The organism is Actinoplanes sp. NPDC004185, from assembly GCF_053603475.1.
This window is the reverse complement of the sequence record NZ_JBSGFR010000019.1, coordinates 23,167-46,312: the sequence shown is the minus strand read 5'-3', so window position 1 is coordinate 46,312 and position 23,146 is coordinate 23,167. Positions and strand designations below refer to the sequence as shown.

The 23,146-nt window shown below is 72.8% G+C and carries 20 protein-coding genes and 1 pseudogene; 9 read left to right on the top strand and 12 right to left on the bottom strand.

Annotated elements, in window-relative coordinates; all coding sequences use genetic code 11:
* Positions 1-3: 3 nt before the first annotated feature.
* The 3 genes from ACWEOZ_RS20655 to ACWEOZ_RS20645 are packed head-to-tail and all read right to left on the bottom strand — an operon-like array spanning position 4 to position 1,956.
* Complete coding sequence (locus tag ACWEOZ_RS20655; RefSeq protein WP_451912291.1) at positions 4-627, bottom strand: class I SAM-dependent methyltransferase; 624 nt, start codon at positions 625-627, stop codon at positions 4-6.
* Positions 624-1,607 (bottom strand): alpha/beta hydrolase, encoded by a 984-nt coding sequence (locus ACWEOZ_RS20650; protein ID WP_451912290.1) that lies wholly within the window; start codon positions 1,605-1,607, stop codon positions 624-626. The genes ACWEOZ_RS20655 and ACWEOZ_RS20650 overlap by 4 nt, the downstream gene beginning before the upstream one ends.
* A 43-nt stretch (positions 1,608-1,650) precedes the next feature.
* A complete protein-coding gene (locus ACWEOZ_RS20645; protein WP_451912289.1) occupies positions 1,651-1,956 on the bottom strand; it encodes a putative quinol monooxygenase in 306 nt (101 codons plus the stop codon).
* Positions 1,957-2,121: 165 nt separating this feature from the next.
* Here ACWEOZ_RS20645 and ACWEOZ_RS20640 point away from each other — a divergent pair, with 165 nt between their 5' ends.
* A complete protein-coding gene (locus tag ACWEOZ_RS20640; RefSeq protein ID WP_451912288.1) occupies positions 2,122-2,724 on the top strand; it encodes a ferritin-like domain-containing protein in 603 nt (200 codons plus the stop codon).
* Here the strand turns inward: ACWEOZ_RS20640 and ACWEOZ_RS20635 are convergent.
* The 4 genes from ACWEOZ_RS20635 to ACWEOZ_RS20620 all read right to left on the bottom strand — a co-directional run bounded on the left by ACWEOZ_RS20635 (position 2,660) and on the right by ACWEOZ_RS20620 (position 8,463).
* Complete coding sequence (locus ACWEOZ_RS20635) at positions 2,660-5,422, bottom strand: ATP-binding protein (protein ID WP_451912287.1); 2,763 nt, start codon at positions 5,420-5,422, stop codon at positions 2,660-2,662. The genes ACWEOZ_RS20640 and ACWEOZ_RS20635 overlap by 65 nt on opposite strands.
* Before the next feature lie 123 nt (positions 5,423-5,545).
* Positions 5,546-6,142, bottom strand: a complete 597-nt coding sequence (locus ACWEOZ_RS20630) for a TetR/AcrR family transcriptional regulator (protein ID WP_451912286.1) — start codon at positions 6,140-6,142, stop codon at positions 5,546-5,548.
* Entirely contained in the window at positions 6,135-6,971 is an 837-nt protein-coding gene (locus tag ACWEOZ_RS20625; protein WP_451912285.1) for an alpha/beta fold hydrolase, read from the bottom strand. Before ACWEOZ_RS20625 ends, ACWEOZ_RS20630 begins: the two co-directional genes overlap by 8 nt.
* Positions 6,972-7,056: 85 nt before the next feature.
* Complete coding sequence (locus tag ACWEOZ_RS20620) at positions 7,057-8,463, bottom strand: diguanylate cyclase domain-containing protein (RefSeq protein ID WP_451912284.1); 1,407 nt, start codon at positions 8,461-8,463, stop codon at positions 7,057-7,059.
* Positions 8,464-8,576: 113 nt separating this feature from the next.
* Here ACWEOZ_RS20620 and ACWEOZ_RS20615 point away from each other — a divergent pair, with 113 nt between their 5' ends.
* From ACWEOZ_RS20615 to ACWEOZ_RS20605, 3 genes are all read left to right on the top strand, one after another.
* Positions 8,577-10,571 carry an ATP-binding protein gene (locus tag ACWEOZ_RS20615; protein ID WP_451912283.1) on the top strand — a complete coding sequence of 665 codons (1,995 nt, stop codon included), beginning with the start codon at positions 8,577-8,579 and terminating at the stop codon, positions 10,569-10,571.
* 212 nt (positions 10,572-10,783) lie between these two features.
* Positions 10,784-11,722: an NADP-dependent oxidoreductase gene (locus ACWEOZ_RS20610; protein WP_451912282.1), complete on the top strand. Its 939-nt coding sequence runs from the start codon at positions 10,784-10,786 to the stop codon at positions 11,720-11,722.
* Between the two features lie 19 nt (positions 11,723-11,741).
* Positions 11,742-12,242 (top strand): cupin domain-containing protein, encoded by a 501-nt coding sequence (locus tag ACWEOZ_RS20605; protein ID WP_451912281.1) that lies wholly within the window; start codon positions 11,742-11,744, stop codon positions 12,240-12,242.
* A gap of 40 nt (positions 12,243-12,282) precedes the next feature.
* Here ACWEOZ_RS20605 and ACWEOZ_RS20600 read toward each other — a convergent pair whose 3' ends face one another.
* The 4 genes and pseudogenes from ACWEOZ_RS20600 to ACWEOZ_RS20585 all read right to left on the bottom strand — a co-directional run bounded on the left by ACWEOZ_RS20600 (position 12,283) and on the right by ACWEOZ_RS20585 (position 16,670).
* Entirely contained in the window at positions 12,283-13,764 is a 1,482-nt protein-coding gene (locus tag ACWEOZ_RS20600; protein ID WP_451912280.1) for a gluconokinase, read from the bottom strand.
* A 10-nt stretch (positions 13,765-13,774) separates the two neighbouring features.
* Positions 13,775-15,168 (bottom strand): annotated as a pseudogene (locus ACWEOZ_RS20595) (acyl-CoA synthetase).
* Positions 15,169-15,177: 9 nt separating this feature from the next.
* Complete coding sequence (locus ACWEOZ_RS20590; protein WP_451912279.1) at positions 15,178-15,843, bottom strand: 4'-phosphopantetheinyl transferase family protein; 666 nt, start codon at positions 15,841-15,843, stop codon at positions 15,178-15,180.
* Positions 15,840-16,670, bottom strand: a complete 831-nt coding sequence (locus tag ACWEOZ_RS20585; RefSeq protein WP_451912278.1) for a metallophosphoesterase family protein — start codon at positions 16,668-16,670, stop codon at positions 15,840-15,842. Before ACWEOZ_RS20585 ends, ACWEOZ_RS20590 begins: the two co-directional genes overlap by 4 nt.
* A 272-nt stretch (positions 16,671-16,942) precedes the next feature.
* On the opposite strand from ACWEOZ_RS20585, the gene ACWEOZ_RS20580 reads away from it, so the two are divergent.
* Complete coding sequence (locus ACWEOZ_RS20580; RefSeq protein WP_451912277.1) at positions 16,943-17,248, top strand: hypothetical protein; 306 nt, start codon at positions 16,943-16,945, stop codon at positions 17,246-17,248.
* A 12-nt stretch (positions 17,249-17,260) separates the two neighbouring features.
* Here ACWEOZ_RS20580 and ACWEOZ_RS20575 read toward each other — a convergent pair whose 3' ends face one another.
* Positions 17,261-17,881 carry a TetR family transcriptional regulator gene (locus ACWEOZ_RS20575; RefSeq protein ID WP_451912276.1) on the bottom strand — a complete coding sequence of 207 codons (621 nt, stop codon included), beginning with the start codon at positions 17,879-17,881 and terminating at the stop codon, positions 17,261-17,263.
* 131 nt (positions 17,882-18,012) lie between these two features.
* Here ACWEOZ_RS20575 and ACWEOZ_RS20570 point away from each other — a divergent pair, with 131 nt between their 5' ends.
* From ACWEOZ_RS20570 to ACWEOZ_RS20555, 4 genes are read left to right on the top strand one after another with little or no spacing between them, the layout of a single operon-like run.
* Positions 18,013-19,362, top strand: a complete 1,350-nt coding sequence (locus tag ACWEOZ_RS20570; protein ID WP_451912275.1) for an MFS transporter — start codon at positions 18,013-18,015, stop codon at positions 19,360-19,362.
* On the top strand, positions 19,359-20,984 hold the full coding sequence (locus tag ACWEOZ_RS20565; RefSeq protein ID WP_451912274.1) for an alpha/beta hydrolase: 1,626 nt from the start codon (positions 19,359-19,361) through the stop codon (positions 20,982-20,984). Before ACWEOZ_RS20570 ends, ACWEOZ_RS20565 begins: the two co-directional genes overlap by 4 nt.
* 12 nt (positions 20,985-20,996) lie before the next feature.
* A complete protein-coding gene (locus ACWEOZ_RS20560; protein ID WP_451912273.1) occupies positions 20,997-22,202 on the top strand; it encodes a serine hydrolase domain-containing protein in 1,206 nt (401 codons plus the stop codon).
* Positions 22,203-22,252: 50 nt separating this feature from the next.
* Entirely contained in the window at positions 22,253-23,137 is an 885-nt protein-coding gene (locus ACWEOZ_RS20555; protein ID WP_451912272.1) for an SMP-30/gluconolactonase/LRE family protein, read from the top strand.
* Positions 23,138-23,146 lie beyond the last annotated feature (9 nt).

The window sequence follows — 23,146 nt, the reverse complement described above, 5'->3', positions numbered from 1 at the left end:
ATGCTAGGCCGGGACCAGCGCGGGCGGCCGTACGGGTACGCGGGGCCGCCGGCAGTAGTAGACGAACGCCGGGGGCACGTTGGCCCACACCGTCCGGCCGGTGACCACTTCGTCGAAGCAGGTGCCCAGCGACCGGCGCAGCCGGCGGGCGGGCGGGGCCCAGCGGGCCAGCGTGTAGGCGAAGGTGGTGAACGCGCCGTCCGGGGCCAGGCTGCCGGTGACCGCGTGCAGCAGTTCGTCCTGCCGGCTCCCGGCGAACGCCGCCCACGGCAGTCCGCTCACGATCACGTCGGCGTGCCGGTGACCGCGTTCGGCCAGCACCTCACGCAGGTTGCGGGCGTCGGCCACGGCGACATCGAGCTGCGGGTACCGGCCGGCCAGCAGCCCGGCGAACCGTTCGTTGATCTCGACGGCGATGTGGTGCCCGCGGCCGGCGAGCCGCCGCTGGACGGCGGCGGTGAACGCGCCGGTGCCGGGACCGAGCTCGACGACCACCGGGTCGCCGCCGCGGGGCACGGGTGCGGTGATGAGGTCGGCCAGCGGCCCGCTGCTGGGAGCGACGGCGGCGACGGTGAACGGGTCACGCAGGAATTCGTGCAGGAACGCGGCGCGGTGCCCGGAGCTCATCGTCCAGCTCCCTGCGCGGCGTCGGCCGGGTCCAGGACCCGGGAGAGCCAGGCGGTACGGGTACGGCGCGCCGCGGCGGACAACCGCGCCTGCGGGTACAACGCGTCGAACCCGTGGAAGCCGCCGGCCCAGACGTGCAGCTCGGCGACGCCCCCGGCGGCCCAGATGCGACTGGCGTAGGCGACGTCCTCGTCGCGGAAGACCTCGGCCGAGCCCGTGTCGATGTAGGCGGGTGGCAGGCCGGACAGGTCGTCGGCGAGAGCGGGGGAGACCTGGACGGGCACGGCGCCGGGATCGAGATCGCCGAGCAGCGACCGCCAGCCGAACGCGTTCATCTCGCGGGTCCATGTCCCCGGGCCGCCGGCGAACTGGCGGCTGGAGACGGTGGTGTTGCGGTGGTCGAGCATGGGACAGATCAGCACCTGGGCGGCCAGGGCCGGGGTGCCGCGGTCGCGGGCCAGCAGGGCGACCCCGGCGGTGAGGCCGCCGCCGGCGCTGGTCCCGGCCACGACGATGCGGGCCGGGTCGATGCCGAGCTCGCCGGCGTGCTCGGCGACCCAGAGCAGGCCGCGGTAGCAGTCCTCGACCGGGGTCGTGCCGGTGTGCTCCGGGGCCAGCCGGTACTCCACCGTGATCACGACCGCGCCGAACTCGTCCAGCCATTCCAGCGGGATGTCGAGCTGGGAGAAGCGGTCGCCCATGACCATGCCGCCGCCGTGCATCCAGTACACACACGGTGCGGCGGTGGGACGGGGGCCGCCGGACGGGCTGAGGACCGACAGCGTGATCGGGGCGTCGTCCGTACCGGTGATGGCGACCTCGCGCCGGTCGACGGCGCGGCCGGCGAGCAGGGTTTCGACGGGTCCCGACGAGTACGGGCGGATCTGGGCGAGGACCTCGTCGGTGAGTTCCGGTACGGGTGGCAGGCCGGCCAGGAGTCGGCCCAGCTCGGGGTCGAAGGGTGGACGGTGCTCGGTCATGGTGAAGTCCTGTCGCTGAGAGGGGTTCGTGGGGGAGGGGTGCTCAGAACGTGGCCTTGCCGCCGACCGGTACCTCGTCGGTGTACTGCGACTCGCCGGCCAGCAGCGGCTGGAGCCCGGCCACCAGTTCCTGGGCCGCGGCGGTCGCGAAGAACCGGCTGTGCGCCTCGGCACTGGTCCAGCCCTCGGTGACGTGCACGGTGTCCGGGTGGCCGGCCGAGCGGCCGACCAGGAAGACGACGCAGTCGTCGTCGGACAGTGACGGCGCGCCGAGCAGCAACGCGAGCACCGCGTCACCCTGGCCGGGCCGGGCGGTCATGGTGGCGTGGAAGCCGTGGTTGATGGTCATCGGTTTTCTCCTCGATCGGTGCCGCTGGTTGCAGCTCCCAATCTGGCGGCGCCCGGGCGGATCCTGCTCAGTCATCCGACTGCCGGATCCGCGGCGATCGCGGCCGGTGCGGCTTAGGTCATCTGACAGATGCGCGGCAGCGGTCGGTGCTCGACGATCGACGGCGTGACGAGCCCATCAGGACGGGAAACCGCAGCACCGCCCGCCGTGCTGCGGACGCGTGAGGTCCGCGACCGCGCGTTGTTCGACCTGGACGACGGGCCGGTGACGCCGTCGAACCGGGCCGACCTGACGGCGACCACCCGTCTGCTGAACGTGCTGCTGGCCAGCCTGCTCGTGTCCTCGTTGCAGTACGACCAGCACGCGGTGGCCGTTCCGGCACCCTCGGCGCGAGCGCTGGCGGACTTCCTCCGCGCCTGCGCCGGTCACGACCGTGACAGCGTGCGGCTGCTCGCGGCGCGGATCCGGGACCTCGGGGCCACCGGCGACCACGACCCGCAGCAGCTGAGCGCCCGGTCCCGGATCGCCTTCCGGGCCTTCCCGGACGGCGACCTGACCGCCGTCGTGACGCAGAACCTCGTCGGCGTGCGGATCCTGGTCCAGACGCTGCAGGAGGCGGTGCGCTGGGTCGGCGCCGACGATCCCACCACCCGGCGGCTGCTGGAACGGCTGCTGGAGGACAAGGAGGACCAGGCCGGCCGGCTCAGCGCCGAGGCGGCCCATCAGCAGGCGGCGACAGAGCATCCCGGAGCCCGGCCCGGGACGTGACGCCCAGCTTGGGAAAGATCCGGTACAGGTGGGCGCCGATCGTGCGGTGCGACAGGTACAGCCGTTCGGCGATCTGCTTGTTGGTCAGCCCGCTCGCCGCCAGCTGGGCGATCTGGCGTTCCTGGGCCGTCAGGGCGCTCAGCTCACCCTCCGGTGGCCGGGCCGGCCGGTGCCCGGCCGCCCGCAACTCGGCCTGGGTGCGCGCGAGCCACGGCTCGGCCGCCATGGCGGCGAAACCGTCGCACGCGGCGAGCAGGTGCCGGCGGGCCTGCGCGGATGATCTCGTACGGCGCAGCCGCTCACCGACAGCCAGCCGGACCCGGGAGGCGTCGAACAACCAGCGCTCGGCGGCCGGACCGGCCAGCAGCGCCTCCAGGCGGTCCACCGGCTCGTCGCCGCCGAGCACCAGCGCCTCGGCACCGGCCTGGATCAGCGCCATCCGTCCCGACAGCGCCCCCACGTCAGCGGCCCGCATCGCCTCGACGTGGGCCCGGGCCTCGACCGTGCGCCCGGTCCGCACCGCCGCCTCGACCAGGTCGAACATGACCCAGGTGCAGTGCGGCACGTACGCGGCCAGTACGCCGGGCGGGCTCATCGCGGCGGCATGCCGGAACGCGGCCTCGAAGTCCCCCTGTCCCGACGCGGCGAGCGCGCGCGGCTGGTGGGCGAACAGGGCCGCGGCCGCCACGCCCCGCGGCAGCGCCCAGTTGGTGATCTCGTCGGCGAGCGCGTACGCCTCCCCGAAACGGCCCCGGCCGGCGGCGACCAGCGCCCGGTTGTACCGGAAGTACCACGCGAAGAACGGGAAGCCGCTGGTGTCGCAGATCCGTTGCCCCTCCAGGGCCAGCTCCTCGTCCTCGTCCCACCGGCCCACCAGGAAGTCGTCCAGGCACAGGTGCATGAGGGCGCCGAGGTGCCGGCGTGGCGGGCCACCGTCGCGGCCCTGCCGGACGAGGCGCCAGGACGGCTCGCGGCAGTCGCCGAGGCGGTCCAGATAGACCGAGGCCGTGCCGACGCGCATGATCCGGGTGGGATCCGCCTCGTCGGCCAGCGACCGCAGGATCGCGTCGATCCGGGGCAGCGCCGCCGCCCCGGTGCGGACCGGATCGGGGAAGGTCTCGCTGACCAGGGCGAGAACCTCCGGCGGGGCCGGCCGCAGCCGGCGCAGCACCCGGAAGTAGGACTCCCAGTACTCCGGCGTGCTGCCGTACCAGCTCACCAGCAGCAGCGTGTGCACGGCCTCGACCAGCGCGGGGTCATCGGCCCGGTAGCCGTGATCGCCGGCCTCGATGGCGCCGACCAGCAGCCGGTGCGCGGTGTTGACGTCGCCGTCGCCGTTGAGCATGAGGAAGGCAGCCGCGTTGGCCACGTGCAGGGAGCCGGCGGCATCCGGGGCCGCCCGGCGGGCATCGCGGAGCAGCGCCTCGGCGTCATCGACCCCGCTGGCCTCGGCACCGATGTACGCGGCCTCGGCCAGCCGCCGCCCCCGGCCCGCGCTCGTCGTGCTCAGCTCCGCCGCGCGGACCAGGGCGGCGATCGCGGCGAACGCGTCCCCGCGCAGCATGACCCGGTGCGCCGCGTCCTCCAGCAGTTCCGCCACCGCCTCGTCCGGGCCGGCCGCGGCCGCGGCCAGGTGCCACGCCCGGCGCTCCCGGTCGTCGGTCAGCGCGCCGGCCAGGGCGGCGTGGGCCCGGCGGCGTTCCTCGTGCGTGGACACGGCCACGATGGCCGACCGGATCAGCGGATGCCGGAACGCGATCCGCGCCGTGGCGTCGTCCACCCGCACCAGCTGGGCCCGTTCCGCCGGGGCCAGGTCGGCCAGGCTGATCCCCTCGGGCCGGGCGGCCCGGAGCACCCGGACGTCACCGGTGCTCTCGAAGGTGGCGAGCAGCAGCAACTGCCGGGTCGGTTCCGGCAGGCCGGCGAGGCGCGCGGCGAAGATGGCCTGGAGGCGGTCGCTGAGCGGCACGACCTCGGGCTGCGTCACCGGGCGCCGCGCGGCACCCAGCAAGGTCGCGGGCAGCTCGATCAGGGCGAGCGGGTTGCCCTGCGCCAGATCCAGCAGCCGATGGCGTACCCGGGCCGGCATCTCCGGATGGTTGGCCGTGACCAGCTGCCCGGCGGATTCACTGTCCAACGGCTCGACGACCTGCTCCGACAGTCCGCGCCGGTCCAGGAAGCTGCCCGTTCCGGCCCGGGCCGACGCCAGCAGTCCGGCGCGGCGTCCCGCCAGCCGCCGGGTGATGAAACCCAGGACCACGGCGCTGGCCCGGTCGATCCAGTGCACGTCGTCGACCAGCAGCACGACCGGCGCCCCGGCGGCCGGCTCGGAGATGAGCAGCAGTGCGGCATTGCAGACCAGGAGCACGTCCGGTGGCGAGCCGGCGCCGAAGCCGAGCGCCACCGACAGCGCCTCCCGCGGGCCGGGCGGCAGCCGGTCGAGGTCCGCGAGCACGGGCAGGAACAACTGGTTGAGACCGGCGTAGCTGACGTCGGCCTCGAACTCGGATCCGGAAGCACGCAGCACCCGCAGGCCCCGCTCGCCGGCGAGCTCGGCCGCCGCGGCCATCAGGGCCGACTTACCGACGCCCGGGTCGCCGCTGATCAGGCGGGCGCCGCCGTGCTGCCGTACGCCGTCGAGGAAGGCGGCGAGCCGCTCGAGTTCAGCGTGGCGTCCGAAGAGTCCGATGGGGGCCACACATACCTCACGCGCCTGTCGTTGCCGGTCACCTGCTGCCGGGCACGGTATATCGGCTCATGCGCGCTGCGGCACTCCTGGCGCGGGCACCGGCAGGATCGGGCAAGACTTCGCGAGCTTTGATCAACGGCCGCTCAGGAGAGGTGAAGCCTCGGCCCGGTGCACCCTGAGGCCGTGGTCGATGAAGTCGAGCATCCAGGTGAAGCTGACATCGACGTCGGCGGCGATCTGGAAGCTGCCGGCGGCTTCCAGGGTCGCGAATCCGTGCAGCATGCTGCGCAGCATCCGCAGGGCGTGGATCTCCTGGTCGGGGTCCAGCTGGTAGCCGTGCAGCATGGCGGTCCACGAGGCCAGCACCCGCTGGACGGCCGGGATGAAGGGGTCGTCGGGCCCCCTGACGGCGGCGACGTTGCCCGCCGCGTACCGGCCGGGGTGGGCCAGCACCCACGAGCGCATCGTCTGGGCGCCGGCGACGAGGGCTTCGCGGCCGGATCGCCCCTGCGTGGCGTCGCGGATGGTGTCCGCGAGCTCGTTCATGGACAGCACGGCGATCCCGTGGGCCAGGTCGGCCTGGCTGGCGACATGCTTGTAGAGCGACGGCGTCCGGACGCCGAGCCGTTCGGCCAGCAGACCCATGCTGAGCCCGCTGAAGCCGACCTCGTCGACCAGGTCGGCGCCGGCGGCGGTGACCGTGGCCCGGTCGAGTCCGGCCCTAGGCATTGGTCAGCGTCCGGGCGAGGAACGGCAGCGACAGCGCGACGACCTCGTCCGGGGTCTGGGCGTGCGGGTAGTGGCCGGCGCCCTCGATGACCGCCAGCTGCCCGAGCCCGGCCGGCAGGTCGGCGATGATCTTCTCGCCCTCGGCGCGGGGGTCGGCCCAGTCGGGGTCGAGGCTGCCCATGACGATCAGCACCGGGCACCGGACGTCGGGCAGCCGCGCGCCGGCGTCGGCCGGGCTGGTCTTGCACATGGCCTGCAGGGCCTTCATGCGGCCGGGCCCGCTCATCGTGGTCTCGATCCGCGCCAGCTCACCGGCCCAGTCGGCGGGCTTGGCCGGGTACGCCACGTCGAGGTACTTCTTCCAGGCCGGCAGGCTGCCCAGGGCCATGGTCAGGCCGAGCTGGACGGATCCGGTCCGGTAGCGCTTCACCCGCAGCAGCCCGCCCAGCGAGGCCGTCTGCGTACGGGTGAACGGCGCCAGCTCGATGACCCCGGCGATCAGCTCCGGCGCCGTGGCCGCGGCGATCGTCGCGGCGCCGCCGCTGATCGACTGCCCCATGATCACGGCCGGGCCACCGAGGTGACGCACGAGCGCGACCAGGTCACCGGCGATGTCGGTACGGCTGTAGCCGCCCCAGCCGGGACTGGAGTCCCCGCAGCCCCGGATGTCCATGTTCGCGACCCGGTATCCGGCCGCGACCAGGGCGGGGGCGACGAACCGGTACGAGTGGCGGCTGTCGCCCATGCCGTGCGCGAGGACCACCAGGGGCCCCTCGCCGGTCACGTCGTAAGCGATCTTGTTACCGGCGATGCTGAGGTACTCGGTCATGACCTTCTCCAACGGCTTGGCTAACTGCGTTATCCAAAAGCTACTGCTGTTAGCCAAAAGTGTCAAGGTCACTGTCCGGGCGCGGTCAGGGGCGCTGGTCGGCCATGTCGGGGGTGAACTGCTCCACCCGTCCCCGGCCGTTGCCCTTGGCCCGGTAGAGCGCCAGGTCAGCGTGGTGCAGCAGGGCCGCGGCCTCCTGGTGCTGGTCGTCGAGGGTGGCGATGCCGATGGAGACGCCGATCGTGATCGTGCGGTCGCCGATGACGAACGGGTCGGCCAGGTACGCGCTGATGCGGTCGGCGACGGCACCCGCGTCGTCGGCGGTGCGCACGCCGCGGCACAGCACCACGAACTCGTCGCCGCCGAACCGGCCCACGTAGTCGTCCGGGCGGGTCGCGTCGACCAGGCGCAGAGCGACCTGCTTGAGCAGTTCGTCGCCGACGGCGTGCCCGTACGTGTCGTTGACCGGCTTGAACCCGTCGAGGTCCAGGAAGAGGGCGGCCAGGGCACCGTCGGCCCCGGTCTGCCGCCGGCGCCGCCAGTCCAGGACCGCGTTCTCGGCCCGCTCCATGAACAGCGCCCGGTTGGGCAGCCCGGTGAGCGCGTCGTGCAGGCGGGACCGGGCCAGCCGCGCGGAACTGAGCAGCGCGACCGCCCCGATCAGCAGAATCATGATCATGGCGAGGCTGAAGGCGCCGAAGATCTGCCAGGCGACCCGGCCGGTCGACTGGACCGGGGCGAGCAGGGCCGACTTCGACGTCGTCATGACCACTCGCCACGCCGTGCCGGTCACCGGCGCCGCGGAGAAATAGGTGTCGCCGACGACGCCCTCGTTCTGCTTGCGCAGCGCCGACAGCAGGGCCGCCTCCGGCGCCTCGGTGGCCGGCCGGGCCGATCCGGTCGAGGTGATGACCCGCCCGGCGCCGTCGATCAGGTACGAACTGACACTCGGCAAGTTCAGCGTGCTGGAGAACAATGCCGAGAGCTCCTCGACCGCGACCGGAGCCACGAGCACCCGGATCCCGCCGGGCGCGGCGAAGGGCTGGAAGGCGGGCACGCTCGCGCCGCTCGGGGTCGTCACGACCTCACCGAAGGCGAGCCGTCCGGTCTGCTTCGCGATGCGGAGTCCCGAGCCGTCCGGTAGGCGCCGCGCCACGGCCTCGTGGGACGGGGGATAGCTGGCCAGCTCGGTGCCGTCGGCCTCCAGGACGGCGTACCAGGGCGTGCCGAGCTGCTCCAGCAGCTTGCCGGAGTCCCGGCGCAGCTGGGCCGGGGTGCCGGAGAACGCGGTGACGCCCACCGCCCGGGTCTTGCTGTCGCTGGCCCCCAGCGTGCCGGCGATCGCATTGGCGCCGTCGCGGGGCCGCAGGCCGAACTCGTCGAGGATCTTCACCCGGGAAGCCTCGACGGTCTCCGCGAGGTAATAGCCCACACTGCCCACCAGTGCCACGCTCAGGAACACGGCGAAGCAGACCGCCAGCTTCCGTACCATCACTCATCCCTCACGCTAGAGGCCACATCTGTCCTATCGGCCGGTGGCGCGGGCTTCGTGAGCGGGGCGAGGACCTCGGCGAGGGAAGATGATCCTGACGAGAGGGGACATGCGTGGGGTCGACACCGCTGGAAGGCCGGCTGGCCGCGGCCCGGGCCGAGGCGCTGGTGGGCCGGGACGCGGAGCGGGCGGTGCTGGACCGGATGCTGTCCGGGGCGGCGGATGCCCCGCTGGTCGCGTACCTCCATGGGCCCGGCGGCATCGGCAAGTCCTGGCTGCTGCGCTACGCCGGCCGGCAGGCGGAGCCGGCCGGGCGGCGGGTGGTGCTCATCGACGCCCGGTATCTCGACGCGGACCCCCGCCGGCTGGCCGAAGCGGCGGCCGTGGCGTGCGAGGAACCCGGCGTCGTGCTCCTCATCGACACCTTCGAGCGCTGCCAGCCGCTGGAGGCCTGGCTGCGTGACACCTTTCTGCCGCGGCTGGCCCGGGGTGCGGTTGTCGTGCTGGCGAGCCGGGTCGCCCCGGACGTCGAATGGTCGCTGGATCCCGGCTGGGCGCCGCTGTTCGCCGAGCTGGTCGTGCGGCCGCTCGACGCCGCGCAGTCCGACGCCCTGCTCGCGGCGCGCGGCGTGCCGTCTGATCGCCGGCCCGCGCTGGTGGCCTTCGCCGGCGGCAGCCCGCTCGCGCTCTCGCTCGGCGCCTCCGTGCTCGCCGCCGGCGCGCCCTGGGAGCCCACCGGCGAGGTCCTGACCACCCTGGTCGAGCGCCTGGTGGGCGACCTGCCGGGCCCCGCGCACCGGCGGGCCCTGGAGGTCGTCGCGCAGGCGTACGTCACGCGCGAGTCGCTGCTGCGCGCGGTGCTGGGTGACGAGGACGCCGCGGTGGTCTTCCCGTGGCTGCGCCAGTTGCCCTACGTCGAGGCCACCCCGGAAGGGCTGCATCCGCATGACGCGGTGCGTTCCACCCTGGCGGCCGACCTGCGCTGGCGGGATCCCGAGCGCTATGAGGAGGTACGCGTACGCGTCTCGATCGCCTGCCTGCACGAGGTCCGGCGCGCCGCCGAGGACGACGCGCTGGTGCGGGTGGCGGAGTGGATGTTCCTGTTCCGCGACGACTGCGGACCGGACGACCCGTACGACTGGCGGCCGCACCCGCAGGTCGAGGACGCCCCGCTGCGCCCCGCCGACGTGCCCGCCGTGCTGCGGATGGCGCGGGAATCGGGGCCGGCAGCGGCGGCGGTCGCGCACTGGGCGCGCCGGCAGCCCCAGGGCTTCCGCGTCTACCGGTACGCCGGTTCGCCGGCCCCCGTCGCGTTCGTGGCGTTCCTGCAGCTGGAGGCGCCGTTGTCCGAGGACCGGGCGGCTGATCCGGTCATCGCGGCGCTGTGGGACTTCGTGGAGAAGGCCGCTCCCCTGGGGCCGGGTGAGCACCTGAGCGTCCGGCGCTTCGCGGTGCAGTCCGGCCGGGTCGAGCGGCCCTCACCGTTCCTGGATCTGATCGGACGGCGCGCCGTTGCCGCCGACCTGAGGGCCCGCGGGCGCGCGATGAGCTTCGCGGTCGTCGAGGACGCCGATCGGGTCCGGGGCTACCTCGGCAGCGCCGGTTTGCAGGAGGTCGTGGTCGCGGACGTCGGCGGGCGGGAGCAGCACGTCTTCGGCCGGGACTGGCGGCGGCAGCCGGTGGAGCAGTGGGTGCAGGACCGGGCCCGGACCGGGGTCGTGCCCGCGGCCGGCTGGACCGACGCGGCCTCCGCCGGCGACGACCTGTCGCGGGACGCGCTGGTGGAGGCGGTGGAGGAGGCGCTGCGAACGTGGCACGTACCACGGGAGTTCGCGACCAGCGTGCTGCTGCAGTCGCGTCTCGTGCCGCCGGGTTCGCCCGATCCGGTGGCGGACCTGCGCGCTGTCGTCATGGCCGCGGCCGACGCGTTGCCGGTCGATCCGGCGGGTGTGAAGGCGTACGAGGCGCTCACCGCGACGTACCTCTCGGCCTCGCGTACCCACCAGGCGGCCGCCCGGCGGCTGGGCGTGCCGTACGGCACGTACCGGCGGCATCTCGGCCTGGCCAAGGAGCGGCTCGTCGAGCACCTGCTGCGCCGGCTGACCTGATCGGCGGTCCGGTTCATCACCTGCGTGAGCACTGCTGAGCAGCAGTGAGCACCGCGGGCCCTGGCGTGCGGCCCGGAGCGTGGCGCAGGGTGGTCGGCAGGAGACGTCCTGTCGGCTCGGTCACACCTCATCTTCTTGCTTCGAATTCGAAGCACCGTTATGGTCAGGGAGTGCTTCGAAATCGAAGCAAATGCGGAAGGTGAGGATCAGCCATGAAGGCAGTACGTTTCCACGAGTTCGGCGGCCCGGACGTCCTGCGGTACGAGGACGTCGAGCAGCCCGTCCCGGGCGCCGGGCAGGTCCGGCTGCGGGTGGCCGCGACCACGTTCAACGGCGTCGACGCGAACATCCGCGGCGGCAACATGCAGGGCCCGATCCCCGTCGCCCTGCCGCACACCCCGGGCATCGACGTGGCCGGCACCGTCGACGCTCTCGGCGCGGGCGTCGACAACGTCGCGGTCGGCGACCAGGTGATCGGCTTCCTGCCCATGACCGAGGCCGGCGCCTCCGCCGAGTACGTGATCGCACCCGCCGAGGTTCTGGCGGCGGCGCCCACGACCGTCCCGCTGGCCGATGCCGCCGCACTGCCGGCGGTCGGTCTGACCGCCTGGCAGGCGCTGTTCGAGCACGCCGAGCTGACCGCCGGACAGCGCGTGCTGATCAACGGCGCCGGTGGAGCGGTCGGCGGCTACGCCGTCCAGCTGGCCAAGAGCGCCGGCGCCCACGTCATCGCCACGGCGAGCCCGAGCAGCCGCGAGCAAGTCGAGGCCGCCGGCGCCGACCAGGTCATCGACCACACCAGCACCGACGTCATCGCCGCGGTCACCGAGCCGGTCGACGTCGCGCTCAACCTCGCCCCGGTCGACCCCGCGCAGCTCAGCGCGCTCGTCACCCTCATCCGCGACGGCGGCACCCTGGTGAACACGACCGTGTGGATGCCCGCGCCCTCCGACGACAAGCGCGGCGTGGCCGGGATCAACCTGTTCGTCCGCAGCGACCCCGATCAGCTCGCGCAGCTGGTCAGCCAGGTCGACGCGTGCCGGCTGCACATCGCCGTCGCCGAGCGGGTCCCGCTGGCCGGCCTGCCCGCCCTGCACGCCCGGGCCGCCGCCGGCACCCTGCCCAGCGGCAAGATCACCATCACCGTCTGAGACCGACGAGAGGCCCACGATGATTCCCGACGACGATCCGGCCCGGTCGCTGACCGTGGCAAGCTCTGACGACTCCGCCACGACGTTCGTGTCCCTGGTGGGCGACACGTACGCCATGCTGATCACCGGCGAGCAGACCGCCGGCCGGTACTGCCTGATCGACATGCGCGTCCCCGACGGCGGCGGCCCGCCGCCGCACCGGCACGACTTCGAGGAGATGTTCACGATCCTCGAAGGAGAGATCGAGTTCACCTTCCGCGGCGAGAAGCACGTGGTGAAGGCCGGCTCCACGGTCAACATCCCGGCCAACGCGCCGCACAACTTCCGCAACACCTCCGGCGCACCGGCCCGGATGCTGTGCATGTGCACCCCGGCCGGCCAGGAGGAGTACTTCACGAAGGTCGGCACCATCGTCGACGGCTGGGACGCGCCCCCGCCGCAGCTGTCGGACGACGAACTCGCCGACCAGCGCCGCCGCGCCGGGGAACTGGCCGAGACCTACCGCAGCCAGTTCCTCTGATTGCCGCCCACGCGCTACGCGGACTCCTGAGGAGGGTCCCTCAGTCGCGCACGAGTGCGTCGTACACCTCGGCGAACCGGGCGCGGCGATCCGCGTAGTGCTCGGCGTGCGCCGCTCTGGGCTCGTACGTCGCCCCGGTGGTCCGGGGCGCGCGCGGCACGTCCGGGGCGAGCACGTCGAGCGCCAGCAGGGCCGTGCCGCGCTGCGTAGCGCGGCGCCGGGTCACATGCGTGACCGGTCGCCCGAGCACGTCGGCGAGGACCTGGAGCCACTCGGGCTGGTCGTTGCTGACCCGGCCCGCCGCCGCGACCTCCAGCACCCCCGGGGCGGCCGGATTCAGCTCGTCGACGACGCGGGCGTAGGTCATGGCCACGCCCTCGACGATCCCGCGGAACATGGTGTCGGCATCCGAGGCCGCCGACACCCCGGTCAGCACCGCGCGGGCCCCGCCGACCCAGCCGGGCGCTCGTTCACCGGTGAGATACGGCAGCACGAGCGGCGTGGCGTCGCTGGGCGGCGCGGTCAGGACGGCCCCGAGCGCCGGACTGAGGCGCAACGTGCTCTCGGCCCAGCTGACGGCGCGACCGACGTCGTTGATCGCCCCGCCGAGCAGCGTGCGGCCCGCGTCGACCCGGTAGTTCCACAAGCCGAACGGCAGGGGATCGGCCGGGCCGTCGAGCAGCACCCGCAGGGCACCGCTGGTGGCGGTCGCCGCGGTGAGCACCGTGGCGTCGGTCGCCCCGGCTCCGACGTTGCTGGCGAAGCCGTCGGTGATGACCGGGAACCACACGGCCCGGGCGAGGGCCGGCCAGCGCCCCGGGGCGGCCGGAGATGCCGGCTGGGTCATGTCCCGCGGCGGGCACAGCTGGCCGGGGACGATGCCCGCGGCGGCGAGCAGCTCGGCGTCGAGCTCACCGGTGCGCCGGTCGAGCAGGCCGGTCCACGCCACCGTGGACGTCCCGGCGAGCGGCTGCCCGATCAGCCGGGCCCAGACATACTCACCCAGGGACCACCAGGCGGCGGCCTCAGCGACGATCCGCGGCTGCGTGGCCGCCAGCCAGCGCAGGCGCGGGGCGTGATAGCTGGTGTGCAGGCGGGTGCCGGTGCGCTGCTGCACGGCGTGCTCGTCGAGCTCCCGGCGCAGCGCGGCGACCTCGCCGGAGCTGCGGGAGTCGGCGTAGGTCAGGCACGGGGTGAGCGCGCGCCCGGCGGCGTCGACCGCGATCAGCGAGGCGGCGAAGGTGTCCATCGCGACACCGGCGATGCGCGTCCCCAGCCGCGGGTCGCCGGTCACCGCGGCGAGCACCTGCTCGACCTCCGCGGTCACCTGGTCGGGATCGATGACCGAGGTGCCGTCCGGCGCGACCGTGAAGGCGTGCGGCACCTTGTGCTGCAGGCCGTGGACCCGCCGGCCCGACGCGTCGTGCACGCCGCCCCGGGTGGCGGTGGACCCGATGTCCAGGGCGAGGACCAGCGGGTCCACCGCCGCGTCGAGGGTGACGTCGTCGTCGGTGCGGGTCATCGCGGCCCTTTCAAGACTTCAGCAGGTGTTTCTGGACCTTACCCATCGCATTGCGGGGCAGCGCCTCGACGAACCTGACCTGCCGCGGTCGCTTGTGGGCCGACAGCGTGCGGGCCACGAAGTCGACGAGCTCCCCGGCGGTCACCGCCTCGGCCACCACGAACGCGGTGACCTGCTGGCCGAGGTCGTCGTCCGGGGTGCCGAGCACCGCCGCCTCGCGGACCGCCGGATGGGCGAGCAGGGCGTCCTCGACCTCGCCGGCGCCGATCCGGTAACCGCCACTCTTGATCATGTCGGTGGACCGGCGGCCGACGATGCGGTACGCGCCGCCCGGCGTCGTGCGGGCGATGTCGCCGGTCCGGAACCAGCCGTCGGCGTCCAGCGACTGCGCGGTGACCTCGGGCCGGCCCAGGTAGCCGTCGAAGAGCATGGGGCCGCGCACCCACAGCTCGCCGATGGACTCGCCGTCGGCCGGCAGCGTGGACCCGTCCTCGCCGACCACCCGGGCCTCGACCCCGGCGACGGGCGTGCCGACCAGGCCGGCCTCGCGCGCCGGGTCGTCGGCGCGGTTGCTCAGGGTGATCAGCGTCTCGGTCATGCCGTAGCGCTCGACCGGGCGGTGGCCGGTCAGGTCCTGCATGCGCGCGAACAGCGGGGTCGGCAGGGCGGCGCTGCCGGAGACCAGCAGGCGGGCGGAGCGCAGGCGCCCGGCCACGGCCGGCTGGGCGCACACCCGGGACCAGACGGTGGGTACGCCGAAGTAGATCGTGCCGGCCGCGGCCGCGTACGCCTCGGGGTCGGGCCGTCCGGTGTGGTGCAGGCGGCAGCCGACCCGCAGCGCGCCGAGCACGCCGAGGACGAGCCGTGCACGTGGAACAGGGGCAGGCCGTGCAGAAGATCGTCGGGATGCCAGTCCCAGGCGTCGGCCATGGCGTCGATGCCGGCTTCGAGCGCCCGGTGCGAGTGCACCGCACCCTTCGGCGGGCCGGTGGTGCCGCTCGTGTACATGATCAGGGCGGCCTGCTCCGGCTTCGGCTCCGGGTGCCGGTTGTCCGAGCTCCGGTTCAGGTCAACCTGACGGACGCGGATCCCGGCGGCCGGGTCCGGGCCGGCGGCGAGCAGCAGCGTCGCCCCGGAGTCGCGCAGGATGTGCGTCCGTTCCCGCGGCCCGGAGTCCGGTGGCACCGGGACGACCGCGGCCCCGGCGAGCATCGCCCCGACGACCGCCACCACGGTCTCGGCGCTCGCGGTGGCGTGCACCGCCACGACCGGCTCACCACGGATGTCGTCGGCCACCGCGTTCGCACAGGCGAGCAGCCGCTCCGGCGAGAGTGTGACCGTACCGACCCGGATCGTGTCGTCGGCCGTCGCGGGGGACAGGGCCGTACCAGCCAGCAGGCGCATGCGCTGAACCTACGCCGTACCGGTGACGGTCACAGCCGTCAGCACGAGCCCGGCGGCGACCAGATGGCGACCGCGCACCTCAGTCAGAGCCGGGCCGCCGTCCCGGCGGGTGCCGTCGACCAGGACGTGGCCGGTGAACGCCCGCGCGGCCGGGTCGATGGACAGCCGGGCGTCCTCGAAGCCCAGCCACCGGTGAGTCAGCGGATACCAGGCCTTGTAAATCGCCTCTTTGGCGCTGAACAACAGCCGGTCCCAGTGGATCGACGGGGCGGTACGGGCGAGCCGGCCCAGCATCTCCCGCTCCTCGGCGACGGTCACCGACGCGTCCACGTCCGGCGGCAGGGGACCGTGGGGTTCGGCGTCGATGCCGACGGCGGCCAGGTCACCCGTGCGGGCGACGACGGCAGCGCGGTAGCCGGTGCAGTGGGTGATGCTGCCGGCGACGCCGGGCGGCCACTGCGGCTCGCAGCGCGGACCGGGCCGGAGCGGCGCCGGTGGGTGGCCGAGGCGGCCGAGTGCCTCCCGGGCACAGCGCCGGGCCGTGATGAACTCACTGCGCAGCGTCGGCACCGCCCGGGCGATGAGATCGTCCTCGCCGGGGAACGGTGGCTCGCCGGGGACGTCGGTGAACGCCTCCACCGCCACCACCGACCTCGGCAGCAGAATCTCGGTCATCGCGCCCCCATGATCCGGCGCATCGGGGCCGGGTCGCTGCTCCGCCGTTGCCACTCGCGCGGATAGCCCAGCGAGACCTCCTCGAACCGCACGCCGTCGTAGTGCGTCGTGCGGGGTATGTGCAGGTGGCCGTAGACGGCCGCGGCGGCCCGGTACCGCAGGTGCCAGTCGGCGGTGCGGTCCGTGCCGCACCACTGCGCGAACTGCGGATACCACAGCACGTCGGTCGGCTGCCGGACCAGCGGCCAGTGGCTGACCAGTACGGTGCGCAGCGCGGGATCCGTGGCGTCGAGCCGGCTGCGGGTCTCGCCCAGCCGGGCCCAGCACCACGACTCCCGGTCCGGGTACGGGTCCGGATGCAGCAGCACCTCGTCGGTGCACACGACCCCGGCCTCGTACGCCAGCTTCAACGACTCTTCCTTGGACGTCACGCCCGGCACCCGGAACGAGTAGTCGTAGAGCAGGAACAGCGGCACCACCAGGACCGGCCCGTCCGCACCCGGCCAGACCGCGTAGTCGTCCTCAGGGGTGAGCACGCCGTTGTCGCGGCACATCCGCACCAGCGCGCGATACCGTTCCTCGCCGCGCAGCGTGACCGGATCGCTGGGGAGCGTCCAGAGCTCATGGTTTCCCGGGGCCCAGATGACTGTGCTGAACCTCTCCCTCAGCAGGCGCAGGGTGCGTTCGATGTCGCCGAACAGGTCACCCACGTCGCCGGCCACGATGAGCCAGTCGTCGTCCGACTCCGGGCGCAGGCGATCGACCACCGCCCGGTTCTCGGCGTACGACACGTGCAGATCGCTGGTCGCGAACAGTGAGCCGCTCATGGTCTGAATAGTCCCTGATCCTCTGGCCGTATCGTGGAACGGCCGGCGGCCGGCGGCCGACGGTCTCAGGTCCGCCTGATGCGGGACTTGGCTCCGTCTTCAGGGGCGTCGCGGGACATGATCGGGATGGAGTGACGCGGGGCAGAGGCTGGAGAAGCTGATCTCAGCCGGATCCCCGAGCCTGTCCGCCGGGGCTGTCGGCTCCGCGGCCGAGCGACTACCGCCACTGTTGGCACCGCTGTTCGAGCGGAAGAACGGCTTCGTCCGGCGAGGTGGAGCCGCTCGCGGCGACGATCGAGGAGTGGGCGACCCGGTTGCTCGGCGACTTCGAGGTGATGACCGGCCATCCCCTGGCGCACGAGTGGCAGACGCGGCACCGGCCGCTCGAGCCCGGTGAGAGGCTGTTCCCCGTCGTACCGTTCGTTCTGGGTGGCGACTTCACCGTGGACAACGTTCGGCCCGCCGTGGATGTCAAGGGCATGCGGTTCTACGAGCAGCTCTTCCGGGCCACGTCGCAGGTGCCCGACGGCGATCAGGTGAGGGTCGATCTGGCCGGTCTGGCGAGGATTCTGGACTGAGCGCGGCCGGCCTCAGGCGGCGAGCCCGCCGATCAGCAGGTCGACGATCCGGACGGCGAGGTCGTGCACCTCGTCGGCGCTCTGGCCGTCGATCCGGCGGTACCACATGTCGACCGCGTTGAGGTTGCTCAGCAGGGTCCGGGCGGCCAGGCCCGGGTCCACCGGCCGCAGTGAGCCGTCCGCGATCCCCGCGACCACGGCGGCGTGGAACATCCGCTCGTAGTCGCTGCGGAGCCGGTTCAGGTCCTTGAGGGCCTCGATCTGGCGCGCCTTCAGGGCCGCCGACACCTCACCGCGTACGGCCTGGTGGACGACGTGGTGGTAGGCCAGGGCCTCCATCAGGTTGAGCAGGTGGGCGATCGACATGGCCACGAGCCGGTCACGGGCCGTTCCGGGCCCGGCGGTGTGCGGCTCGACGCGTTCCCGGACCCGGCGCATGCCCTCGCCGTAGACCGCCAGGAAGATGTCGAACTTCGACCGGAAGTGGTAGTAGATCAGGCCCTTGGTGGCCCGCACGACACGGGCGATGTCGTCGATCGTGGTGCCGGCGAAGCCGTTGCGCATGAACGCCTCGGCCGCCGCGTCGAGGATCTTCGCGCGGACGTCGGCGGCCACTTCCGGGGTCGCGCTCAAGGGGGCACCTCCAGGTCCGCGGCCAGCCTATCCGGTCCGGTCGCGACTGTGACCGTTGACACAATACATCGATGGTCATAACGTAATACTCAGTAGTATGCCTGATCAGCGAGCTTACGCGGAGGCATCGCATGATGGACGCCAGGGCCGCACTGCACGAGCCGGCCACCAGGAAAGCGATGGTCCGGCTGCTGCCGATCATCGGTATCGCCTACTTCATGTCCTACGTCGACCGGACCAACGTCGCCCTCGCGAAGACGGCGCTGGAGGCCGACATCGGGATCAGCGCGGCCGCCTACGGACTCGGCGCCGGTCTGTTCTTCGTCAGCTACGCGTTGCTCGAGGTGCCGAGCAATCTGGTGCTGTACCGGGTCGGTCCGCGGGTGTGGATCACCCGGATCGCGATCAGCTGGGGCGCGGTCTCCGCCGCCATGATGGTCGTGCAGAACGAGGCGTCGTTCTACGTGCTCCGCCTGCTGCTCGGCGCGGCCGAGGCGGGCCTCTTCCCGGCGCTGATGTACATGGTGACGCTCTGGTTCTCCCAGAAGCACCGCGTCACGATGGTGGGCCTGATCTACACCGCACCCTGCATCGCCATCTTCATCGGCTCGCCGATGGGCGGCGCCCTCATGGAACTGGACGGCGCCGGCGGCCTGCACGGCTGGCAGTGGATGTTCCTGGTCGAAGGGCTCGTCACCATCCTGGTCGGCGGACTGGTCTGGTTCACCCTGCCCGACCGGCCGGGAGACGCGAAGTGGCTCACGCCGCAGGAGGCGGCCGTGCTGTCCGAGCGGGCCGTCGGCAACGACGCACCCTCGGCGACCCGGGTGCGCGGCAACCTGCGGCTGGCCTTCGGCCGCCCGGTGATCCTCGTGCTCGCCGCGATCTACTTCGTCAACCAGGCGATCAGCTCCGGCGTGGGCTTCAACTTCCCGGCCGTGCTGCAGGCACTCGGGCTGGAGAGCCCGTTCCTGATCGGAGTCGTGGCCGGCAGCGGTGGCATCGCGGGCCTGGCGGGCGTGCTGCTCTTCCCCTGGCTCAAGCGCCGGTACGGCCACGAGGTGCTGCTGATCGGCATCTGCGCGAGCGCCACATTGCTCATCATGACCGGCTTCCTGCTGTCCACCAACGCGGTCTGGCGGGTCGCGCTGATCTTCCTGTCCAGCTTCTTCGCCCTCGGCACCCTGCCGCTGTTCTGGTCCGTCGCCATGTCGCGGATGTCGGGGCTGCTGGCGGCGGCGGGCCTGGCGTTCATCAACACGCTGGGCATCACCGGCGGCTTCGTCGGACCCTTCGTGTACGGCCGCATCGAGGACGCCACCGGCAGTCTGTTCGCCCCGTACTACGTGATCGCCGGGGCAGCGTGTGTGGGTCTCGCGTTGGTGCCCGTGCTGGCCCTGGCTATCCGGCGGGAGAAGGCGCCGGCTGACGGTGCGCCCGCCGTGGCGGATAAGACCCTGGCCGAGCCGGCCCAGTCATGATCCGTCAGATAGTGGTCGGCAGTGCCCTCGGTGCCCTGATCCTGGCCGCTGCGCCCGCTGCGCCCGCTGCGCCCGCGCCTGCCGCGCTCGCCGGTCTGGCCGCGCCCGCCTTCGCCGGTCCGGGCGCGGTCCGCTGGACGCCGTGCGCGGCCGGCTTCGAATGCGCCACCGTCCCCGTGCCGCTGGACTACGACAGGCCGCGCGGTGAGCAGATCAGCATCGCGCTGACCCGGATGCGCGCCACCGATCCGGCCCGGCGGATCGGTTCCCTGGTGGTCAACCCCGGTGGACCCGGTCTCTCCGGGGTCGCCTTCGTCCAGGCCACCTTCCGGGACCTGCCGGCCGAGCTGCGGGCCCGCTTCGACATCGTCGGCTTCGACTCGCGCGGTCTGGCCGGCAGCACCGCGCTGCGGTGCTATGACACCGCCGCGCAGGCCCGGGCCGATCGGGCGCCGTTCCTCTATCCGGAGACGCCGGCCGAGGAGCGCGCCTGGCGGCAGGCCGACGACAAACTGTCAGCCGCGTGCGCCGGGCACGGCGGCGCGATCCTCGACCACATGTCCAGCGCGGACGTCGCCCGGGACCTCGACCGGCTTCGGGTTCACCTGAGCGACAGGAGGCTCACCTACCTCGGATATTCCTACGGTTCACTGCTCGGGCAGACCTACGCCAACCTGTTCCCGGCCCGCTTCCGCGCCCTGGTGATCGACGGCGTGATCGACCCGGTGGTGGCCACCCAGGGCCCCGGCGGCGCGGCCCGGACCACACCGACCGCGTCCCGGATGGCCGCCGCCGACGGCGCGGGCCGGACTCTGGACGAGTTCTTCCGGGTCTGTGACGCGGCCGGCGCTGCCTGCGCCTTCTCCGGGCGGTCGAGCGCCCGTTTCGCCCGGCTGGCCGGCAAGCTCAGGGCGGGCCCGGTGACGATGGTCGATGCTTCCACCGGGCGGCCGAGGACCTTGAGCTACAACGATCTGATCGGCACCGCGCTGGGAGCGATGTTCAACGCGGCGAGCTGGCCCGGCCTGGGATCCTTGCTGTCGAATGTGGAGCGACAGCTGTCGTCGACGGTCCCACGGGCAACTGCCGGCTCAACGCCGGACAAGAGCCCGGCGGGCCAGCAGAGCCCGGCGGGGGAGAAGGGCCGGAAGCAGGAGATGTATCTGAACGAGGTGGAGGGCAAGCCGGGCGTGGCCTGCTCGGACACGGTCAACCCCCGCTCCTTCCGCACCTGGCAGAACGCCGCGGACCGCGCCGAGCGGCGGTACGGCTACTTCGGCCGCATCTACACCTGGGTGTGGAGCCAGTGCCGCTCCTGGCCCACCAGCGCCGGCCAGGACAGCTACCACGGGCCATGGACCACCCCGACAGCCGCGCCCGTGCTGATCGTCGGCAACTACTTCGACCCGGCCACCCCCTACGCCGGCGCCGTCGGTGCCGCCCGGCTGCTGCCGAACTCGCGGCTGCTGTCCTACGCGGGCTGGGGACACGTTGCCTTCCACCTGCAGCGCAATGCCTGTGTGGATGCGCACGTGAGCCACTACCTGCTGACCGCGAGACCACCCGCACCGGGCACGGTGTGCCGCCCGGACCCGCCGTTCCCGCCCTCGCCGGCGCGGTGAGCAGGTGAGCACATGAGCACCGCAGGTTTCGACCCCGACCGCCTGCGAAGGATCGACCGCCATTTCCGCCGGTACGTCGACGACGGCCTGCTCCCCGGCTGGCAGATCGTCGTGACCCGGCACGGCCGGATCGCCCACAGCAGCGTCCACGGGCACCGGGACCTGGCGGCCGGCACGCCGGTCGAGGACGACACGCTGTGGCGCATCTTCTCGATGACCAAGCCGATCACGTCGGTCGCGGCGATGTCCCTGTGGGAGGAGGGCCGGTTCCAGCTGACCGACGAGATCAGCCGGTGGTTGCCCGCCTTCGCCGACATGCGGGTGTACGACAGGGGTTCCGCGCTCAAGCCGTACACGGTGCCCGCCGTGGAGCCCATCCGGATCTGGCATCTGCTGAGCCACACCGCCGGGCTGACCTACGGTTTCCTGCACACCTCGGTGGTCGACCGGCTGTACCGTGAGGCCGGTTTCGACCTGGCGGACCCGGACCTGGATCTCGCCACGACAGTCGACCGGTACGCCGCTCTGCCGTTGCTGTTCCAGCCGGGCACCGCCTGGGGCTACTCCGTCGCCACCGACGTGCTGGCCCGGCTCGTCGAAGTGGTGGCCGGGCAGGACTTCGACACCGTCCTGCGCGAACGGGTCTTCGCCCCGCTGGCCATGACCGAGGCGCGACGCCAGGTGCCGGAGGCCGACGCCGCCCGGCTCGCCGTGCTCTACACCGCCGACCCCGGCACCGGCCGGCCGGTGCCGGCCGAGGAGATGGGCCGGCAGGCTCTGCGACCGCCCGCCCTGCGCGCCGGTGGTCACGGGCTGATCTGTACCGCCGCCGACTACCACCGCTTCACCCAGATGCTGCTGAACGGCGGTGAGCTCGACGGCCGGCGGGTCCTCGGCAGCCGCACCGTACGGCTGATGACCCGCAACCACCTGCCCGGCGGTCAGGACCTCGCCGCCCTGTCGACCGGCGGTTTCGCCGAGACGTCGCTGGCCGGGGTGGGCTTCGGTCTGGGCTTCGCCGTCACCCGGGACACGGTGCCCGGCCGCTCCTCGAACAACGCCGGCGAGTTCTTCTGGGGCGGGATCGCGAGCACCTCCTTCTGGGTGGACCCGGTGGATCGGGTGACCGCGATGTTCTTCACGCAGCTCATGCCGTCGAGCACCTACCCCCTGCGCCAGCAGTTGAGTCAGCTGGTGTATTCGGCCCTGGTGGAATGAGCGCCCCCGCCGGCGGAGGATTGTCGTGGACCCCAGCGAAGGAGCACAGCATGAGTGACTCACCCACCACCGTGGTCTCGGACGCCCACTTCCTGGAGGCGCCCCGCTGGCACGACGGCCGGATCTGGTTCTCCGACTTCTACGGCTACCGCGTCTCGTCGGCCGCCGAGGACGGCTCGGACCTGCGCGTGGAGGCCGAGGTGCCGGGACAGCCGTCCGGGCTGGGCTGGCTGCCCGACGGACGGCTGTTGATCGTCGCCATGACCGAGCGCCGGGTGCTGCGCCGCGAGCAGGACGGCACGCTGGTCACCCATGCCGACCTTTCCCCGTACGCAGAGGGCCTCGCCAACGACATGTGCGTGGACGCCCGGGGCCGCGCGTACGTGGGCAACTTCGGTTTCGACCTGATGGCCGGCGCCCCGATCGAGCCGACCTCGCTGCACCGGGTCGACCCGGACGGCACCGTCACCGAGGTCGCCGACGACCTGTGGTTCCCCAACGGCAGCGCGATCACCGCCGACGGGGTCCTGCTGGTCGTGGAGACCTTCGGTGACCGGGTCAGCGCCTTCGACCTCACCGCCGACGGCCGGCTCACCAACCGCCGGGTGTGGGCCGAGTTCGGGCCGCTGCCCACCGACCGCTCACTGGAGAAGACGCTGCCCACGCTGACCGTCGCCGGAGACGGTGCCTGTCTCGATGCCGAGGGCGCGCTGTGGATCGCCGACGCGACCGGCAGCCGCCTGATCCGGGTGACCGAGGGCGGCACGATCACCGACGAGATCCGTCCCGGCACCCCGGTCTACGCCTGCGGCCTGGGCGGGTCCGACGGCCGCACCCTGTACGCGTGCGCCGCGCCGGACTTCCACGACGAGGCCCGCAAAGCCGCGACGGAGGCGCGCCTGCTCGCGATCCGCGTCGACGTCCCGGCCGCCTGAGCCATGCGC

Bases quoted from the DNA above. Each gene is read 5' to 3' on its own strand.
- ACWEOZ_RS20655 (WP_451912291.1), bottom strand. From the start codon at position 627: ATGAGCTCCGGGCACCGCGCCGCGTTCCTGCACGAATTCCTGCGTGAC.
- ACWEOZ_RS20630 (WP_451912286.1), bottom strand. From the start codon at position 6,142: ATGCCTAGGGCCGGACTCGACCGGGCCACGGTCACCGCCGCCGGCGCC.
- ACWEOZ_RS20555 (WP_451912272.1), top strand. From the start codon at position 22,253: ATGAGTGACTCACCCACCACCGTGGTCTCGGACGCCCACTTCCTGGAG.
- ACWEOZ_RS20650 (WP_451912290.1), bottom strand. From the start codon at position 1,607: ATGACCGAGCACCGTCCACCCTTCGACCCCGAGCTGGGCCGACTCCTG.
- ACWEOZ_RS20645 (WP_451912289.1), bottom strand. From the start codon at position 1,956: ATGACCATCAACCACGGCTTCCACGCCACCATGACCGCCCGGCCCGGC.
- ACWEOZ_RS20560 (WP_451912273.1), top strand. From the start codon at position 20,997: ATGAGCACCGCAGGTTTCGACCCCGACCGCCTGCGAAGGATCGACCGC.
- ACWEOZ_RS20600 (WP_451912280.1), bottom strand. From the start codon at position 13,764: ATGACCCGCACCGACGACGACGTCACCCTCGACGCGGCGGTGGACCCG.
- ACWEOZ_RS20570 (WP_451912275.1), top strand. From the start codon at position 18,013: ATGATGGACGCCAGGGCCGCACTGCACGAGCCGGCCACCAGGAAAGCG.
- ACWEOZ_RS20605 (WP_451912281.1), top strand. From the start codon at position 11,742: ATGATTCCCGACGACGATCCGGCCCGGTCGCTGACCGTGGCAAGCTCT.
- ACWEOZ_RS20610 (WP_451912282.1), top strand. From the start codon at position 10,784: ATGAAGGCAGTACGTTTCCACGAGTTCGGCGGCCCGGACGTCCTGCGG.
- ACWEOZ_RS20585 (WP_451912278.1), bottom strand. From the start codon at position 16,670: ATGAGCGGCTCACTGTTCGCGACCAGCGATCTGCACGTGTCGTACGCC.
- ACWEOZ_RS20620 (WP_451912284.1), bottom strand. From the start codon at position 8,463: ATGGTACGGAAGCTGGCGGTCTGCTTCGCCGTGTTCCTGAGCGTGGCA.
- ACWEOZ_RS20625 (WP_451912285.1), bottom strand. From the start codon at position 6,971: ATGACCGAGTACCTCAGCATCGCCGGTAACAAGATCGCTTACGACGTG.
- ACWEOZ_RS20590 (WP_451912279.1), bottom strand. From the start codon at position 15,843: ATGACCGAGATTCTGCTGCCGAGGTCGGTGGTGGCGGTGGAGGCGTTC.
- ACWEOZ_RS20565 (WP_451912274.1), top strand. From the start codon at position 19,359: ATGATCCGTCAGATAGTGGTCGGCAGTGCCCTCGGTGCCCTGATCCTG.